Origin of the sequence: Streptomyces sp. NBC_00328 (genome assembly GCF_036139655.1) — a bacterium.
GTDB lineage: Bacteria > Actinomycetota > Actinomycetes > Streptomycetales > Streptomycetaceae > Streptomyces.
Map to the genome: position 1 here is coordinate 3,440,893 of NZ_CP108013.1, position 17,395 is coordinate 3,458,287.

Consider the following 17,395-nt stretch of genomic DNA (forward strand, 5'->3'; position numbering starts at 1 on the left):
CTTCACCGCTCTACAGCACCCGTCCTACTCCTCCGGGTCCCACGCGCGGAGCAGGTCGAACAAACCTGCGTCTCCCTCGACCTGCAGGGAGTCCGCCGGGATACGGTCGTACACGAAGAGAACCAGCTCACTGGCCGTGCCGCGAACGGAGACGCCAGCCGCGTTCGGTCCCTCGTCGGCAGCGGCGACAGGCGTCGTGCCGGGCGCGGAGATACGGGTGGAGCGTGCGCCGTCGCCATCGACCGTGAGGCGCCAGGAATGGCCCTCGGTGGCGTGGAAGTCGAAGGCAGTGGGCTTGTGCGGCCAGGCACTCGTCGTTGCGACGCAGGTGAACAGGAACTCCTCGACACCGTCGAGTGCCACCTCATCCGGCAGCGGCTCCGGCGCACCCACAGTGACCTGGGCGTCGTAGGTGTGCACCGCCATCTGCTGGAGCTGGTGCCGGGCGACGGCGCCACAGGTCTGCGGCGACTGGGACGCACCCCACCACGTCCAGCAACCGCGATCCGGGCCGGCCTTCCCCAATGCCTCCAGCAGTTGCTCCGTGGACTCCGCCAACCAGGCCGGCAGGGCCTCGCGCTCCCGAGGCGCAGCCGGGGCGCCCTCTGGTACGGACTTGGCCGGAGCAGGCCCTGCGGCGACGGTGGCGGCCCAGGCGCGGCGCCCCTCGCCGATGTGCTGCGCCAGATCGAACAGCGTCCACTCGGGGCAGGTCGGCACCTGTACGTCGAGACTGGGCGCGGAGGCGACCGCGGCGCGGAAGGCGCTCGACCGTTCGTCGATCAGTCGCAACAGAACGGGGAACGTAAGTGTCATTGTCACATGGACTCTCTATCACCGTGTTCCGACAATCGGACAGTGATTTTCACAGCCGAGGCGGCGAGCGCGCGGCACGGGCCGGGCGCTCTCAGATGACGCCGTGCCCACATTCTGAAACGATCAGTGAGTCACGCAACGCCGCACCGGCAAGGCCTCACCAGCCGCTCTTACCGTGCCCAATTTGAGGTTTCCGCTTGACTCGCGGGTCTGGCTCCGACAGGAACCACGACTGTCCCTGCTGCCATCCCGTCCGCCTTCGACCCAAACACCCTCGCCGCGACCGGCGGCGCCACCACCCGTGAGCTGATGCAGCGGATGGGCCACTCGTCGGTGCGGGCCGCGCTGGTCTATCAGCACTTCGTCAACGGACGCGACCACCAGATCGCCGACTACGTGGACGGCCAGATCAGGAAGGTGCGGCGCCCTCCGCGCGGTCCATCTGGCACGTGCGTGGCACGGCGGCCCCGAGCAGCCGAAAAAGATCAAGGCCCAGGCGTCCGGATTCACACCGGCTGACCTGGGCCTTGTTCGTGTCCTGAGACTGGTGGGCGCGGACGGTTTCGAACCGCCGACATCCGCCTTGTAAGTTCGCTCGTGGTGCGGTGCGGCCTGCCGGAACGGGGCCCGCTGGCCGCTCGCCCATCCGGCTCCAGTCGCCGCCGTTCGCCGTCGTTGATGTCAGCTGGTGATGTCAGACCCACGGACGGTCTATGCGCTGACGTCCAACTCGCGTGCGCGCTGCCGGGCTTGGGCCCTCAGTTCCTTGAGTCGGCTGTGGAACGGGTTGTGGCGGTTCTGGTCGAGGTTCAGCGGCAGGTCGAGTTGAGTGATGAGTTCCGACTCGAGGGTCCATGGTTCGTCGTGCTCGATCCAGCACACTCGGGCGTTCTCCGCCATCCACTGGCTGAGGGCGGCTTCCCCGGCCTTGCCGAAGGTCATGCGCGTCCCACTTCTGCCTACTCGACGCAGCTCGATCCCGAGCAGGCAACCGAGTGTGAAGCGGAGCGTCGATCCGGCCGCGTTGCCCCGGTAGTGGTACTGCACGCGCTTGCGCAGGTTCTGCTTGCTGGTCCGGTTCGCCATGTATCGCGGGGCTATACCGATGTAGAGCAGGCACCCGGGCGCGAGGTCTGCGCCGGGAGCCTTCTCGAAGTGCCACCCGTAGACCCCTGCCGCCGCCGGCACCGGGCTCGGACGCAACAAGGCCTCCTGCGCCGACCACAGCCGATCCGGTTCGGTGAGAGCAGCATGAGCCACGGAGCCTCCAAGGTCGCCAAAGGGGCTGTCGGTCTCAGGCCACTGAGGTTTCCTCAACGGTGATCACTCCTGTCCGCCATCGCGGGTTCGTCGGCGCCGCCGGGTCGCAGTGGGTGCCGCGACGGCAAGCGCAAAGAAGACGCCCGCACTGGTCACGTGCGGTTCCGTCAGACCTTGAGCAAGTGCGTACAGCCCACCAGCCGCACCGCCGCCGACAAGACCCAGCGCGGGCGGCCAGGAGCTGGTGGCGACTCCTACGATCACCACCACCATCGCCGGCACTCCGACAAGAAAGAGCACCCACCCGTGTAACTCGTAACCGTCCGCTGCCACACAGCCGCCGCGCAGCCCCCGCCCGCAGCCACCCTCGATGAGCCCGGCGATACCCCAGCTCACAGCCAACCCCACTACGACACCGACCGGAACCCACCACCAGCTCGTCTCGTCGAACGACCCGTCCCCCGACGGGCGCCCCGCGCTCGTCCTCGTCTTCCCTCTGCGTCGCAGCATCGTGTGATTGTAGGAACCAGCGCCAGGATTGAAGCATCAGATTCAAGGAGATCACTGGCTGACGACGGCAGCCGGGGGCCGCTACCGAACACCACCGCTTTGTAAGGGCGGCCGTGGTCGGCGGTGGAGTTCCCCAGGTCGTTCCGGCTGTAGCGGCAGCCCAGGAGAACGGCGCATCTCGACTGTGGCGGGCCGTCGTTGACCGTGGTTGACCGCACGATGTGGCACGGCTGTGGCACGTTCGGAACGGCCGAGCGCTTAGAAGGCGCCTGGCAGGACGAGTAGCACCCCTATGCTGACCTGCCTCTCTTCCCCTACCTGGCGTCACATCGACCGGACTTCGACACGCATTCGACTCCGTTGGCCGAAGCCCTGGTAGGGGTCAGTGCTGCGGGGCTTCCCCGGCACCAATCTCGAATCGGAGGATTCATCCCACGGAACCGCCTTCCACATTCTCACCACAGCCGCCCAGATGTGGTGCACGAGAGTCCAGTCGGGGTTGTTGAGGCTGAGTGCTTCATCTGGCGGGTGAGCACGTCAGTTGGCGGGCCACAGTGGCTCAGCCGGTGGGCACCGGTCCGTCTCCGGCGCCCCCGCACTGGCAAGCGGTGCTGGCGTCGGGGCGGGGTTCACGGCTTCCGGCAGGTGTGATCCCGAGGCGGAGGAGGCGCCGGACGTACAACCGTTGGAGATCGGCAAGGGTCTAGCGATCGAAGAACTGTTCCCCCGGAAGACACCGTCCGTTTACCCGCGTCCCAGCAGAGGATCTCTCCGTGCCGATACCCCCACACAACCGTCGCGCCTCCGGTGCCGTAGTCGCCGCCCTCGGCGCTGCCGGCCTGATCGTGCTGGCCGCGGCTCCCGCCGCCTTCGGCGATGGAGCCGTATCCGAACTGGTCGTCGGAGGCATCGAGCCGATCCACGGGTTGAAACCGGGGGACACCTTCGACCTGCCGGTCACCGTGGCGAACAAGGGCACCGGGACCGCCGAGAAGGTGTGGGTCTCCTACTCCGTCACCCGGGGGCTCGACTTCGTGGACGTTCCCTCCAATTGCCGTGTACAGCACATTGAGACCTACGACGAGATGACCGAGAACTGGGCCGCGACGTGCGCGTTCGACCAGGCAGTGAAGCCGGGCGTCGTCTACACGCCCGAGAAGCTTCTCCGTGTCAAGGTACTGGACCGCGCGTACATAGACAGGCTGCGTGTGCGTGTCGAGGACGGCGGCGCCCCGATGGACGACGAGAACGGAGATCCGTCGGTGGCGGGGACCGCGCCGGCGGTGAAACTGGTCGAGCAACCGGCCGGGGGCGAGGGCTCCGCGGAACGTGTCAAGGTGTCGGTCACCTCAGTCAACACGGCCGACTACCAGGTGACGGGTGCCGCGTTGAGGGGGCGGGTCGGTGACACGGTGACGATGAAGGTGAAGTTCGCCAACGCCGGGCCCGCCTGGCTTCTGGAAGAGGAAGTGGAGCGGGGCGTCCAGATCATGATCACGCCTCCCGCCGGAACCTCGGTCATCAAGCGCGACTACTACTGCCACGCCGAGCGCGGGACGTATCGCTGCCCCGCGCACTTCGGTATGAACATGGCTGAGGACGTCCAGACGGCCTACACCTTCAAGCTGAAGATCGACAAGCGGATCGCGGGCGCCAAGGGCTCGATCGCGCTGACCACCGAACCGCGGCCGTTCGACCACAACAAGGCCAACGACAAGGCCGACATCACGCTGGACGTGACGGGTGGGGGGTCTACCGGTTCGACGGGCGGCTCGACCAGTGGCTCAAACGGTTCGACGGGCGGCTCGACCGATGGCTCGGCCGGCGGGTCGTCGTCGACCGGTGACGACGCAACGACGACGAACGGCGGCAACCTGGCAGAGACCGGCTCCTCGACACTGCCGATCACGGGCGCGGCTGCCGCGGCAGTGGTCACGGGGGCGGGCACGCTCCTTATCGCGCGCCGCCGGGCCCGGAACCTGAGCTGACAACCGTCCGACGCGAACGGTGGCACCCGTCCCGGGCCTCTGGTCCGGGGCTTCCGCGCTGCCTTGATCGGTGGCGCCTTAGAGGGCAATCAGCAAAACAGATGCCTCTAGGTCCCCCCAGTGCACGGTGAGCTGCACGGCTTCTCCCCTCCTGCGGCTCTGTGGCCTGCCTATATGGGCGGTGAGGGTATCTCGCGGTCGGCGTAGCGACTTTGGCCGGGAGCTGCTTTGGCGCGAGTGATCATGGCCCCGTAAGCTTCCGGCGCGTCGGCCAGAGCAAGAAACGGTGATGTCCGTGGCATGCACCTCCGCACCCGGTGCAGGCGGTTGCGCTCATCCCAACGGGGCGCTCAGCTCTATGGAACGCAAAGCCGCCGCAAGGGCCGGTTCATCGCCGACATCGAGGGCTGTATCTGTCAGCTTGATGACGTGTTCATCGCCGTGCGCCAAGGCCCGTTCAAAAACCTCTTCGGGAGTGAAGGTGCCGGGCGGGGCGTATGCAACCGAGGTGGCCGGTGCGTACATCGCGGTCACTGCCGCGGAGGCCGTCCAGGCTGCCCGCAGGCTCGATAGCCACAGAGCGTGCGGGAGCGCGGGCAGGGTGCGCAGGACAGCGTTGGGAGCCGTGGCCGCGTGGACCAGCATCGTTTCCTCGCCGTGGCCGTGGGTGGCATATCGGTGTGTCGCCGCCCGCACCAATTCGGCGAGGTGGCCGTATGCGTCGCTCGGTTCCGTTACCGAGGCCGCCCACACCGGCAGGGCCGTGACGCGGTCCAGCCGGGCGGAGAAGCCACCGTCCTGTATGGCGATGGGCGATATCGTGTCGAGGGCGGCGGCTGCGCTGTCGGCGCCGGTCAGCGGGGCAAGAACCGCAACGGTGCGGTGGCGCGCGGCCCAGTAGCCGAGACCGTGAGCAAGTTCAGCCAGACGAGGTTCGGTCACCTCGCCGGACAGCAATGTGCGCACGGCGTGGCCCACCCGAATCACCGGATGTGTCGAGCCGCCGTACATGCCGGGCAGAAGACGGGGCCACCACTGAGGGGTCTGCTGCACGATCGGGTGACATCTGAAGTGGCTTGCCCTGTGGGGCGGGTGGGAAGGATGTCGCTGTGCCCAAGCCTTATCCGGAAGAATTCCGCCAGGACGTCGTGCGGGTCGCGAGGAACCGCGGCCCGGGCGTGACGGTGGAGCAGGTGGCCGCCGACTTCGGAGTCCACGCGATGACGCTGTGGAAATGGATGCGCCGCGCGGACATCGACGACGGGACAAAGCCCGGGACGACCAGCCAGGAGAGCGCAGAACTGCGGGAAGCACGTCGGCGGATCAAGCTGCTGGAGCAGGAGAACGAGGTCCTGCGCCGGGCCGCGGCCTACCTGTCGCAGGCACATCTGCCGGGAAAAGGATCTACCCGCTCGTGAAAGAGCTGGCCGGGGACGGTGTGCCCGTCACGGTGACGTGCCGGGTCCTGAAGCTCGCCAGACAGCCCTACTACCGCTGGCTGGAGCGGCCGGTGACCGATGCCGAGTTCGAGCAGGCCGCTCGCGCGAACGCGCTGTTCGACGCCCACCGTGAGGATCCGGAGTTCGGCTACCGCTTCCTGGCCGACGAAGCCCGCAGCGCGGGATCCGGCATGGCGGACCGGACCGCCTGGCGGATCTGCCGGGACAACCGCTGGTGGAGCGTGTTCGGCAAGAAGCGCGGCCGGACCAAGAAGGCCGGCCCGCCGGTCCACGACGACCTCGTCCGCCGGGACTTCACCACCGACGGCCCGAACCGGCTGTGGCTCACCGATATCACCGAACACGCCACGGGTGAGGGGAAGTTGTACCTCTGCGCGGTCAAGGATGTCTTCAGCAAGAGGATCGTGGGCTACTCCATCGACGCACGGATGAAGTCCCGCCTGGCCGTCGCAGCCTTGAACAACGCCGTGGCCCGCCGAGAGAACGTCGCCGGGTGTGTTCTGCACAGCGATCGTGGATCGCAGTTCCGGTCACGGAAGTTCGTCCAGGCGCTCGACCGGCACCAGATCACCGGTTCGATAGGGAGAGTCGGGGCGGCAGGCGACAACGCGGCTATGGAGTCGTTCTTCAGTCTGCTGCAGAAGAACGTCCTCGACCGCCGGGCGTGGGCCACCCGCGAGGAACTGCGGATCGCGATCGTGACCTGGATCGAGCGGACCTACCACCGACGCCGCAGACAAGCCTCCCTCGGCCGGCTGACCCCCGTCGAATTCGAGACCGTCATGACCACACCGGCCCTCCAGGCCGCGTGACCCAACCTGTCACCCAACCCTGCATCAGACCCGAGTGAGCACCTCGCGCCACGGACGCTCGGCGATCTCGCGCTCGAAGTAGCCAATCCAGTCGGCCGCACGGCGCGGATCGCCAAGCGCGGAAAACCAACTGCCGTCCGTGACTGGCTCGACACGGGACGGGAACTCCTCAAGCTTGCGTGCGTACAGGTCGAGCCAGCGGTGCACCGAATGTGCCTGTCCGCGAGCAGCGAGGGCCTCGACGGCCATCGGCGCGTGATTGGTGAGCCGTCCAAGCCGCTCGGGCCCCGAGTTGTGCAGTCGTTCAAGCGCCTCATCCAGAGTCCCTGTCGTATCCATGACATGGATAGTAGGCAGGACGCCACGGTGGCGTAACGGGCTGGAGACGTAAGCCCGACCTAGGACCTCCGACCCACCACTCGCCACCGCAGAACGAGGCCGGGCCCTCCCCGACCGCGCCTGTCAGGGACACAAACCGGCAGGGCCCGGGGCCCACAAGCTACCGGCCCAAGGCCACATCCCCACCACAGACACTCCCGCACGCAAACGGGGCTGGCCGAAGTCACCCGATAGGGGCGGCTCCCGTTTCCGCCGCCGATCATGATGCTGTGCCGTTGTCCATTCCCCTCACGGATGGCCCAACGTGGCTCCAGAATCCGCCGTTCCACTGGCTCTCATACATCCCGCCGAAAACACCGTGTGCACAGTTTCCAACCGTGGTGGTGGGCTGCGGAGCGGTGTGCAGGAGCGTTCACCTGCGTTCATGAGCGGATGAACGCCGGGACGTCTTCTGCTGATGGACCCGCCTGAACGACGGTGAACGTCGCCGAATGAGACGGAAACCGAGACGGCCTGGCGCGGCGTCAGGCAGTCTCCATCTGGTGCAACCTTCTGATCCGTAGTTCTACGTGGATGGGTCATCGACGGTCATAGAAGTCACTGCTTGGCCGATGGCGGGTAGCTCAGGTCGTCTGCGGTCAGCGAGGTTGCTGTACTTCGCTGCTGTATTGCCAACGGCTCCGGGTTGTCTATCCGCCGCCTGGACGACCGCTCGAGGGAGCGCTCCAGAGCCCCAGACGTTGGAGACGGCGCTGCCTGTAGCGCTCCCCCAAGGCCGTCAATCCGAAGATGGCCCCCAGAGCTGCGCCCAAGCCTCCCACGAGCAACACCTCGCCCGACGATTGATGATCCCCGAGTGCGGCCGCGGAGCCGAGGGCCGCGATCGGCACCCCGATGCATAGGCCGATGGCGAGTGGATGGCGAGCGGAGAAGCGCTGGGATCGAGTCGGTGGCTGCTGTCCGCCGAATATCCGATCCATGGACCAGAAGGCGCGCTTAAGCTTGTCTTGGAGGGCGGGCACAGGCCGGAGTCTAGGGTTCACTCAAGGCTTAGCCAAGCGTCGAAAGCAGCGGGTTCAGGAGCCTGGAGAGCCTGTGTCTGGGACATTCAATGATCGAGTCGCACTCCAGCTCGGACAGCCGGCCTGCGGTCGACGATGGCGAGAGGTTGGCTCCGAGACTTTGGGCGGGAGCTGCCATGGGCGAGTGATCATGGCCCCTTAATCTTCCGGCGAGTCGGGCAGTCTGTGGACCTGCCCGGAGCCACTGACACCGTGACGGTTGGCACTCGTGAGCGGCCGGTTCAGGGCGTTGGTGTCACGCGCTGATGTGAGACATCGATCCACTCCTGAGCTGCTCCCCCTCAGTACCGCACTCGACGGAACTGCCCACGCCTGGCGATCTCAGCCGTAATTGCCGACGAGATAGACGGTGTCGCTGGAAGCGTGCCGGTCAACGACCACCCTGACGGAGACGGCGTCCGAGGCCGTGTACGTGCCCCAAAGAAGCGTGTGGGAAGTCGGGAAGCTCCAGCCGTATCCCCGGGCGTCATCCCCGACGAAGTCGTTGCTGTTGAATGTGTCGTCGGCCTGCCAGTCATCTGAAGTGCCCTCCTTCAAGCTCAAGTCGGCACCGCGCGCGAAGCTGCCGAAGCATGTCCGTGAGGTGTCGAAGCGCAGAAGCAGAATCCCTTCCGACCCGACAATCGACTCAAAATCGTGAAAGTGCACGTCAGTCGCGTGGCATGGCAGTGCTATCTCGTAGTGCGCGAGCACCGTCTCGAGCGATCCGTCCCCACGCCACACATCGCCGCCCGAGCGGTCGTAGTCGCGAGGATCGCCAGAATGTTCCGGGCTGAGGGAAAGCCAATGACTCGCTGCAAAGAGCCCTACGGTGAATCCCCCTGCAGCCAAGAGCCATGCGGTCTCTCTCAGCAAACGCCGAAGTGGCTGCGGTTTGGGCTCGGAGAGCCAGTCGACATTCGTCCTGGCTCTACTTCCGACTCCAGCACTCTCCTCCGTACCCATGTTCATGACAGTGATCTTAGTGAGTCCATCCGCGCTGCACCGGACACGCCTGACAAGATCTCTAACCCAGCACTCGCCCCAGCTTCCATCCCGTCCGCCGTCGACCCACGCACCGTGGAACGGGCCTGGTTCCTGGCGTCGAGGTGGAGCGCGCCACTGTACGAACGACTGTGGGGTCTGCTGCAGCGGAAGCGTCAGGTCAGCACGAGCCGTCGGCCTTCTTCCGGAACTCCTTCAGGGACATGCTCTTGCCGTCGGCCCAAACGTCTCCCGGAGCGAGCTTCTCGATGTCCGAAGTGCGAAAGCCGCCGATTCCGTGGTAGTCGACAGAGTCGTCGTGACCCGAGGTGAAGCTGAGCGAGTAGAACGCTCCGGCGGTCAGCTCTCCGGTTCCCAGTCGGCTGGCCCCCCAGCCCACGGGAAGGGACACCAGGCTGATGTCCTGCTCCCCCTTCAACGGCTCGGGAGGCGCCCCCACCCAGTACTCCACCCCTTGCGTCGCCGCGCCGGCGGACTCCTTCCCGTCCATGCGCATGAGCGTCATCGAGGTGACGGCGGAGTTCGGGCACGCCCGCAAAAGAGCCCGAACCTCTCCACCCTGCGCCGCGTAGACGGCGATCAGGGGGCGCTCCGGCGGACTGCACCCAACCATGGTGGTGAGCGTGAGCGCAGTGCACGCCAGGAGTACGACCTTCCTGCTCACCCGCAGGCGATCAAGGATAAACATGCCGATAACCACCCGGTCTCATAACAGTCACGTCGGTTGCTGTACTTCTGTGCTGTACCGGGCGGTCGGAAGGGCCGGTCGCATGGCTGACCGGATCGGCGGTGGACACCGGCCCGGGTGAGGACCGTGATCGAGTGGCGCTTCCACGTGGTGACGTGGCCCGGGTGGAAGATCAGCTCACGCGATACCTACTGAGCACGTGCACCACTCCTCCCATCAGGAACTTTCCGCGGCCGCCCAACTCCCCGTAGATCTCGACGAAGGCGTCTGTCGAATCCGGCACTGCCGCGATCCGCACGGTGAACGTGCGTCGGCCGGTCAGCCGGTGGCTGTACCAGGCATCACGCTCGATGTCCGTTCCCGGCAGGGCCGCCTCGACGACCTCCCATTCGGAGTCCCCGAAGTCGTGTTCGGCGAAGTGCGCCAACACCTCGCACAGGGGCCGCAGATTCTCGCCGTATATCCGCTGCTTGCCCATGGCGCGAGTCTCGCCAACCGAGTGGGCGTGGATACCGTCCCAGACTCCCAGGCGCACGAGGCGGCGCTGGCGGGCTCTTTCGAACCGGGCCATCAACCCGAACCATCCGCCGAGCAGCGTGCCCACGCCCAACGCGAGCAGAACGTCGCCATCGAAGACGAGGATGAAGAGGCCCCAGAGGAAGATCCCTGCCACAAGCCAGACAACGAGTGGCCGCCTCGCTGAGAACATCTGAGATCTAGTCGGAGGCCGTTGCCCTCCGATGGCACGGTCGAAAGCCCAGTATGCACGCGCCAGATCCCCACCCTTGATCGGCATGGCGGGATCTTAGCCTGTCCCCTGCTGCAGAAGTAGGCCCCTGAGCTGTCAGCAGTTGTCGGCGTTGAGTGCCCCTCCACGGCCTCGAGACGACCCCGGGCGGGCGTTCCGTTGCTGTGGTTGCAGAAGGTGGCGCCCCGCGCACGGTACCCAACTTTTGAGGTCTGGCCCCATCCTTGTCAGGTCGATCTGGAGAACCGTCGAGGTCGACCAACCAGTCCTGAGCCTCGGTCGATCGTCCATTGCGGTCCGGCGTCTACCGCCGCTGTTCGCGCTTGTTGGTGTCAGCCGCTGGTGCCAGTTGCCACACGCGGTCTTGACAGGCGTGGCTTTTCTCGTCGACCTGGAGCACCGGTTTGGAAGATCCTAGTTGTTGCGGGTCAGGACGTTGGTGACGTGAGTTGTCGGCAGATCAGATGGTGAGCAAGTTGCGCCGTCGCGAGCAGGTCCTCGCGAGATGTGTCGCCGTTGGATCGCACTGACAATCCGTGCCAGACGCATTGGACGAGCCCGGTCAGGACCGCCGCGTTGGTGCCGGCGGCTAGTTCCCCTTCTTGGATCGCTCGTTCGATGCGCGCGAGGAGGGCCTGCTCGTTCGAGCTGTGCAGTTCGGCGACGTAGGCGTTGGTGTCGAGCGTGCTCGTGCTGTCGCTCATCACGGCACTGCTGATGAGACAGCCGGGGTGTGTGTCGCTTGGCTGGGTGAACTCGTGCACCGAGTCGGCGAGGATGCGTTTGATCACGGTCAGGATGTCGTTCTCGGCGACCGCCTGCTGATAGATCTCGCGGTACCGCTCGGCGTAGGTCCGAACCGCTTCCTCGAACAGTCCAGCCTTGCTGCCGAAGGCTGCGTAGAGGCTAGAGGTGGACAGACCGAGGGCCGCGGTCAGGGCGCGGGTCGAAGTGCCGGAGTAGCCGCGTCGCCAGAAGAGGCGAGCTGCATCAAGGACCACGCGGTCACGGTCAAAGGCTCGTGGTCGCCCACGGTTTCGTCCAGTCACGCTTGCATTATAGATCGTTTGCTCCATAATAAATTTATGGAGCAAACGATCCAGAAGAGGCTGCCGGTCGGCGGGAACAGTTGGGTGACGGTCGATGTGTACGGGGAGCCGGATGCTCCGGGCCTCGTCGTCGTCCCCGGCGTGATGAGCGATGCGCACACGTGGCGCCACGTTGCGGGCGCCGTCGACGCCTGGCCCTCGGTGGTAGTCGTAAACCGCCGGGGCCGCGCGCCCTCGGGAGCGTTGACCAACTCGTACTCGCTGCGGACAGAGGTCGAGGACCTCGGCGTGGTCCTCGACGAGTTCGACAGCGCGAGGACGCTCTTCGGCTGGAGCTACGGCGGCTTGATCACCTTGCTGGCCGCCAACGAGCGCCCGATTCCCCAGGTGATCGCCTACGAGCCGGTGATGCAGCCATTCGGACGCCATGCACTGCCGGACCTAAAGGCCGCAGAGGGGACGGCGGACTGGGATCGCTGCGTCGAGATCGTCAATCGGCAGATCTCCGGCTTCTCCGCAGCGCATATCGACGACCTTCGGGCCGATCCCCACAGTTGGGCGACACTGCGTCGATTGAGCGGACCGCTGTACGCCGAACTCAGCGCCCTCAACGCGGAGCCACCTCCGGATCTGATGGCGCAGCAGGCAGAGCAAGCAGACCTGATCATCGGCCAGCGCAATCGCGGAACGGCCCCCTACGGAACGTCATTCGATCACGTGCGGCAGCACGTCGCGCACGCAGAAGTCCACGAACTCCCTGGCCAGGGCCACCTGGCCCACATTCAGGCGCCGGCAGAGCTGGGCCACCTGCTCAATAGCCTCGCCGCGATCTGATGGGCACCCACGCCAACGCACCGCTCTCCGTTGAGGGCCGCAGGCGACTGGTCGAGCGATGCCAGTCACGTCCGATCGCCCACGTTGCTGCGGAGATGGGCATCTCCAGGGCATGCGCCTCCAAGTGGGTCAACCGGTACCGCCGTCATGGCGAGCTCGGCCCGCACGACCGGTCCTCCACACCGCACCGCCAACCCACCGCCACACCAGGCGAGGTAGTGGAGCGGATCGAGCAGATGCGCCGAAACCACAAGTGGTCCGCAGGGCGAATCGCCTTCGAACTCAGCCAAACCGTTCACGCCGTGAGCCGTCGCACCATCACCCGGCACCTCGCCCATCTCGGTCTGAGCAGACGACGATTCATCGACCCCGACGGCCACACCACTCGGAAACCACGCACAATCACTGCTCGCCGGCCGGGACACATGGTCCACATCGACGTGAAGAAGGTCGGACGGATACCTGACGGCGGCGGATGCCGAGCCCACGGCCGAAACAGCGACCACTCCCGGGCAGCCAGCCGGAACAAGAAGAAGACCGGCCGTGGAGGGTACGTGTACCTACGCTCCGCGGTCGACGGGCACACCCGCCTCGCCTACACGGAACCTTCGCCGGATGAAAAGCCCCGAAACCCAGCGCGCCCAAGCGCTGGCGGTGTGGAACATCCACTACAACTACCACCGACCCCACACCGCCCTCGGCGGACAAGCACCCGCAGCAACACTCAGGCAGACCGTCACCAACGTCATGGCCTCATACACCTAGTCAGGCAACAGACTGAAGCCGAGCAACACAGCGGCCTCGACACGCACCGTCCCAGGAGCGAAGACACCGTCAGATTCGGGATCGCCTCCAATGCGACTCCCATGACTGCGCAGTCCGACCGATTCCGGATCAACGTCCTGAACGTGCACCACAGGGCCAAGCCGCACACCGCAGGCATCCGCGTAGACCTCAGCCTTGCGCCGTGCAGCCCCGACTGCCCTGCGGCGGGCCTCGTCTCGGAGCACAGGCTTGTCAAGCACGTCGAAGTGCACCTCGTCGACTCGGTTCGCGCCGGCCCGGACAGCGTCCTCTATCAGAAGTTCGAGCCGGTCAAGCACTTCGGTCTGGACGGTGTACGTCGCCACGCAGCGATAGCCGAGGAACGTACGATCCGCGCCATAGCCCTTGAATTCCGACTGGAGGGCGAGCCGTGATCCAGATACGTCGGAGTCGGGTATTCCATGCTCACGCAGCACAGTCCGCAGCCTGACGACTGCTGCTCCAGCCTGTTCAAAGGCTTCTTTGGGTGTCGGTGCCAGGAGGTCAACCGCAAGCTTTGCCTGGGCGAGCCGGGGCTCCGCCGACACGTGCCCTGCACCGAGCACGCTGAGCCCCCAGGGCTCCTTGATCTCTGTCATTCGAGGATCGAATCAGTAACGCCCCACCGCCGCAACAGGCTTGAAAACCGTCGTGGCGCGAGTCACCGTGGGTTCAAATCCCACACCCACCGCACGTCAACGGCCGCTGACCAGGTAAATCGGTCAGCGGCCGTTGACGTGGGTGCTGCTCGTTGGCCACCGCTGTTTCCCTTGAGTTCCCGGCCTACCGGGCACGTCAGGGGCACGGCCTTGCTGTCCTCGGCGAGCAACTGCGGCCGTACCTGACTAAGGCTTCGTCAAGTTCGGGGTACCTGTACGCCGGATCATCCCCACAACGCGCACTACATGTTCCGCGCGGGCGCATAGTCGTACAGATCCCGCGGACGATTCGCACTCGATCACCAGCGCGCCAGTCGGGAGCCACCATGATTCACGGAAGGTCGCTTCGCGTGTGTGGACATAGCGCAGATCTGTCGGAAGTTCACGCAGCCGCGCCCACGATCGGCGAGGCCTCCACCGGAACTCGCTTCCAGCTTGTACCCGACCAAGGCTGTATCGGCGCCCCTTACCTGGCAGGTTGGCCCCGACCTGGAAGAAGACTGCTTCCCCTGCTTCGGCCCGAGCAGCTGTCCGCCGGGCTCGCCACGCCACGAGCAGCCTACCGATCACCGTGCCAACCAGGATCCATACCGCCGTAATCATGCGCGAAGTAAAACAGGCGGCCAACTGATCACCAAGGGGTTAGGCGCGCCTCTGCTCTGACGTCACCCACCACTCTCCCCGGCTCCCATCTCGGAGCCTGAGCGCCCCCGCCGGAGGCACGTTCTGGCCGGCGGACTTCATGTCCGGGTCTCTACTCATGGGCCGTTGCTTGCTGCGGCCCCAGGGGCCGACCCCGGCGCCGAAGGCGCAGAGGGGTCGGGCCCCAGCGGCCAGCCCGCGCTCGCGCGGGCACTTGATGAAATCGGACGCTCCAAGGTCTACGACCTGATCCGCTCGCGCCGCCTGGCCTCGATCAAGATTGACGGCGCCCGCCGCATCCCCGCCGACGCCGTACGGGACTTCATCCTCGGCCGGATCGAGAAGGCTGCCTGATGGCCGACCAGCGCAAGCGCAACCCCAACGGGGCGGGCACGATCACCAAGCGCAAGGACGGCCGCTTCCAGTGCGCGGTCTACGTGCTCCAGCCGGACGGCACCCGGGCCCGCAAGTTCGCCTACGGCAAGACCTGGGCCGAGTGCGACACCAAGCGGCGCGAGCTGCTCGCCAAGGTCGACCAGGGCGTGCCCGTGCCCACCCGGTCGGCCAATCTCTCCGAGTGGCTGCCCTACTGGCTGAAGAACATGATCAAGCCTCGGCGGAAGCGGACCACGTACGCCAAGTACGAGTTCCACGTCCGGCTCTACCTGGTGCCCATGCTCGGCACGAAGAAGCTGGAGTCCCTGAGCGTCGCCGACGTCCGCCGCTTCCTCGTCCGGCTGGACAGCAGACCACCGCGGCCACCGCGTCCACCGCGAAGGAGACGCACAAGGTTCTCCGCACCGCCCTCTCGGCCGCCTGCCATGAGGAGCTGATCGCCAGGAACGTCGTCACCCTGGTCGACGCGCCTCGGGTCGAGTCCCGCAGCCTCGATCCCTGGAGCCTGGAGGAAACGCTCGACTTCCTCGCCGCCGCCCGGCGCGATCCGCTCTACCCGGCCTTCGTGCTCTCCATCGCGCTCGGTCTCCGTCGTGGGGAGGTCATCGGGCTCCGGTGGCAGGACGTCGACCTCGACAAGCGCGAGATCCGGATTCGGAAGCAGCGACAGAGGGTCGGAGGGGAGGCGTACGAGGACGATCCCAAGGGGCGACGCCGTAGGCAGGTGCTACCGCTGCCGGCCATCTGCGTGGCGCCTCTGCGGTACCAGCGCATGCGGCAAACGGCGATGCGCGAGCGGGCAGGAGATCGCTGGGAGGAGAGCGGCCACGTCTTCACCACGCGAACGGGGCGCCCGATCGAGCCGCGCGATGTCTACCGCTCCTTCACCCGGGTCGCCGGGAACGCGGGCCTTCGGGTCATCCGGCTGCACGACGCCCGGCACGGCTGCGCGACCCTGCCCACCGCGGCCGGCGTGGCGCCCCGCGTCGTGATGGATCGGCTGCTCACGCGGCGGCTACAGCGCGAGTAGCGGCGGCACTGATGTCAGATCCGGATGTCAAAGGCCCCCAGCCATGATCGGCTGGGGGCCTTTTTCCTGGTGGGCGCGGACGGTTTCGAACCGCCGACATCCGCCTTGTAAGGGCGGCGCTCTACCGCTGAGCTACGCGCCCAGGACGATTCGACAGCCTACATGGCCCGGGGGGATGCCCCGCAAACCCGTATCGGGCGAGCGGGTGGCGGGGGCGACGAAGGCTCGGGGTGGCGGGGCCCGCCAGGCCGGTCCGTGGCAGGGGTCGACGGGGGCTCGGGGCCGTGGTCCGGGGGTTATCCCCACCCTTCATTCGGGAGCGGCCCGGATCGTCCGGGGCTCCGTGGGTGCCTACCGTCGAAGAGGCTTCGCCGACCGGTTCCGGTCGAGGTGCCCAGGTGTCCGGTATCCCGCATCCCGCATCCGGCATCCGGGCTCGGCGTTTGCGAAGTTCCGACCGACCGTCCCAGGGGGAGATCGTCATGGCCCGCACGCGCACCCGCGTCACCAGCAGGAACCGTACCCACAGCGCCACCCGCGCCACCCGCCCCGCCGCCCTCGCGCTCGCGCTCGTCGCCTGTGTCAGCGCGTGCGGGGCGTCCGCGGGGGACGACAAGGAGCCCGAGACGCGGTCCTTCGGGCTGCACGGGCGGACCCTGACCGTCGAGTCGGACGACTCCGCGCTCGATCTGGTGGTGTCGGACTCCGCCGATTCCGGTGAGGTCCGGGTCACCCGGTGGTTCCAGGGGCACGTCACCCTCGGCGGGGACCCCGAGGTCACCTGGGCCATGAAGGGCGGCGACCGGCTGGTGCTGCGGATGAAGTGCTCGGGTGTCGTCGCCGACTGCTCGGCCCGGCACCGGATCGTGGTGCCGCGCGGGGTGGCCGTCAAGGTGGAGGACGGGGACGGGTCGGTGAGCGCGCGGGGCTTCGAGGAAGCGCTCAGCATTCGTACGGCGGACGGTTCTGTGCGGGTCAGCGACTCCTCGGGAGCGCTGGATCTGCGCAGCGGCGACGGTTCCATCCGGGCCGTCGGCGTGGACGCCCGCAGCGTCCGGGCCCGTACCGACGACGGCTCGGTACAGCTCGAACTCGGCACCGTGCCGGACCTGGTGGACTCCCGCAGCGGCGACGGCTCCGTCTCGATCGTGCTGCCCCGGGCCACCTACCGGGTGACGGCCGGAAGCGGTGACGGCTCGGTCCACGTGGACGTGCCTCGCGACGGTTCCAGCTCCCACCGGGTCTCCGCGCACACCGACGACGGAAAGATCACGGTACGAACAGCGAACTGACC

At 66.7% G+C, this 17,395-nt stretch carries 13 protein-coding genes, 1 tRNA gene and 4 pseudogenes; 8 read left to right on the forward strand and 10 right to left on the reverse strand.

What is annotated here, in order from left to right:
* Positions 1–24: 24 nt before the first annotated feature.
* On the reverse strand, positions 25–822 hold the full coding sequence (locus OG485_RS15105; protein ID WP_443048702.1) for a maleylpyruvate isomerase family mycothiol-dependent enzyme: 798 nt from the start codon (positions 820–822) through the stop codon (positions 25–27).
* A 705-nt stretch (positions 823–1,527) separates the two neighbouring features.
* Entirely contained in the window at positions 1,528–2,076 is a 549-nt protein-coding gene (locus tag OG485_RS15115) for a GIY-YIG nuclease family protein (protein ID WP_328668832.1), read from the reverse strand.
* Between the two features lie 370 nt (positions 2,077–2,446).
* Between OG485_RS15115 and OG485_RS15120 the strand changes: the two genes are divergently transcribed.
* Together OG485_RS15120 and OG485_RS15125 are read left to right on the forward strand one after the other, a co-directional pair.
* Positions 2,447–2,593 carry a hypothetical protein gene (locus tag OG485_RS15120; protein ID WP_328668833.1) on the forward strand — a complete coding sequence of 49 codons (147 nt, stop codon included), beginning with the start codon at positions 2,447–2,449 and terminating at the stop codon, positions 2,591–2,593.
* A gap of 766 nt (positions 2,594–3,359) precedes the next feature.
* Positions 3,360–4,574 (forward strand): hypothetical protein, encoded by a 1,215-nt coding sequence (locus OG485_RS15125; protein WP_328668834.1) that lies wholly within the window; start codon positions 3,360–3,362, stop codon positions 4,572–4,574.
* A gap of 333 nt (positions 4,575–4,907) precedes the next feature.
* On the opposite strand, the pseudogene OG485_RS15130 reads toward OG485_RS15125, so the two are convergent.
* Positions 4,908–5,612: pseudogene (locus tag OG485_RS15130) on the reverse strand (questin oxidase family protein); the annotation flags it as partial.
* 71 nt (positions 5,613–5,683) lie between these two features.
* Between OG485_RS15130 and OG485_RS15135 the strand changes: the two are divergent.
* Positions 5,684–6,846 (forward strand): IS3 family transposase gene (locus OG485_RS15135; protein ID WP_328664961.1). Its coding sequence is split into 2 segments (ribosomal slippage): positions 5,684–5,968 and positions 5,971–6,846, totalling 1,161 coding nucleotides; the frame shifts between segments, so codons are not numbered across the junction.
* 36 nt (positions 6,847–6,882) lie between these two features.
* On the opposite strand, the pseudogene OG485_RS15140 reads toward OG485_RS15135, so the two are convergent.
* The 5 genes and pseudogenes from OG485_RS15140 to OG485_RS15160 all read right to left on the reverse strand — a co-directional run.
* Positions 6,883–7,185, reverse strand: a pseudogene (locus OG485_RS15140) (questin oxidase family protein); the annotation flags it as partial.
* Between the two features lie 1,403 nt (positions 7,186–8,588).
* Positions 8,589–9,218, reverse strand: a complete 630-nt coding sequence (locus OG485_RS15145) for a hypothetical protein (RefSeq protein ID WP_328668835.1) — start codon at positions 9,216–9,218, stop codon at positions 8,589–8,591.
* Positions 9,219–9,411: 193 nt separating this feature from the next.
* Positions 9,412–9,915 (reverse strand): hypothetical protein, encoded by a 504-nt coding sequence (locus OG485_RS15150; RefSeq protein WP_328668836.1) that lies wholly within the window; start codon positions 9,913–9,915, stop codon positions 9,412–9,414.
* A gap of 196 nt (positions 9,916–10,111) precedes the next feature.
* Positions 10,112–10,612, reverse strand: a complete 501-nt coding sequence (locus OG485_RS15155; protein WP_328668837.1) for a hypothetical protein — start codon at positions 10,610–10,612, stop codon at positions 10,112–10,114.
* Positions 10,613–11,115: 503 nt separating this feature from the next.
* A complete protein-coding gene (locus OG485_RS15160) occupies positions 11,116–11,736 on the reverse strand; it encodes a TetR/AcrR family transcriptional regulator (protein ID WP_328668838.1) in 621 nt (206 codons plus the stop codon).
* Between the two features lie 36 nt (positions 11,737–11,772).
* On the opposite strand from OG485_RS15160, the gene OG485_RS15165 reads away from it, so the two are divergent.
* Positions 11,773–12,570: an alpha/beta fold hydrolase gene (locus OG485_RS15165; RefSeq protein WP_328668839.1), complete on the forward strand. Its 798-nt coding sequence runs from the start codon at positions 11,773–11,775 to the stop codon at positions 12,568–12,570.
* Positions 12,570–13,335 (forward strand): annotated as a pseudogene (locus tag OG485_RS15170) (helix-turn-helix domain-containing protein). The gene OG485_RS15165 and the pseudogene OG485_RS15170 overlap by 1 nt, the downstream one beginning before the upstream one ends.
* Here the strand turns inward: OG485_RS15170 and OG485_RS15175 are convergent.
* A complete protein-coding gene (locus tag OG485_RS15175) occupies positions 13,332–13,973 on the reverse strand; it encodes an SIMPL domain-containing protein (protein WP_328668840.1) in 642 nt (213 codons plus the stop codon). The pseudogene OG485_RS15170 and the gene OG485_RS15175 sit on opposite strands and share 4 nt — an antisense overlap.
* 828 nt (positions 13,974–14,801) lie before the next feature.
* Here OG485_RS15175 and OG485_RS15180 point away from each other — a divergent pair.
* Positions 14,802–15,029 carry a helix-turn-helix domain-containing protein gene (locus tag OG485_RS15180; protein ID WP_328668841.1) on the forward strand — a complete coding sequence of 76 codons (228 nt, stop codon included), beginning with the start codon at positions 14,802–14,804 and terminating at the stop codon, positions 15,027–15,029.
* Positions 15,029–16,074 (forward strand): annotated as a pseudogene (locus OG485_RS15185) (tyrosine-type recombinase/integrase); the annotation flags it as partial. The gene OG485_RS15180 and the pseudogene OG485_RS15185, both read left to right, overlap by 1 nt.
* Before the next feature lie 94 nt (positions 16,075–16,168).
* On the opposite strand, the gene OG485_RS15190 reads toward OG485_RS15185, so the two are convergent.
* A tRNA-Val gene (locus OG485_RS15190) sits at positions 16,169–16,243 on the reverse strand.
* A gap of 340 nt (positions 16,244–16,583) precedes the next feature.
* On the opposite strand from OG485_RS15190, the gene OG485_RS15195 reads away from it, so the two are divergent.
* Positions 16,584–17,393: a DUF4097 family beta strand repeat-containing protein gene (locus OG485_RS15195; RefSeq protein ID WP_328668842.1), complete on the forward strand. Its 810-nt coding sequence runs from the start codon at positions 16,584–16,586 to the stop codon at positions 17,391–17,393.
* Positions 17,394–17,395: the final 2 nt, after the last annotated feature.

Coding starts and splice junctions, on each gene's coding strand:
- OG485_RS15145 (WP_328668835.1), bottom strand. CDS start 9,218: ATGAACATGGGTACGGAGGAGAGTGCTGGAGTCGGAAGTAGAGCCAGG.
- OG485_RS15165 (WP_328668839.1), top strand. CDS start 11,773: ATGGAGCAAACGATCCAGAAGAGGCTGCCGGTCGGCGGGAACAGTTGG.
- OG485_RS15175 (WP_328668840.1), bottom strand. CDS start 13,973: ATGACAGAGATCAAGGAGCCCTGGGGGCTCAGCGTGCTCGGTGCAGGG.
- OG485_RS15195 (WP_328668842.1), top strand. CDS start 16,584: ATGGCCCGCACGCGCACCCGCGTCACCAGCAGGAACCGTACCCACAGC.
- OG485_RS15120 (WP_328668833.1), top strand. CDS start 2,447: ATGAGCCCGGCGATACCCCAGCTCACAGCCAACCCCACTACGACACCG.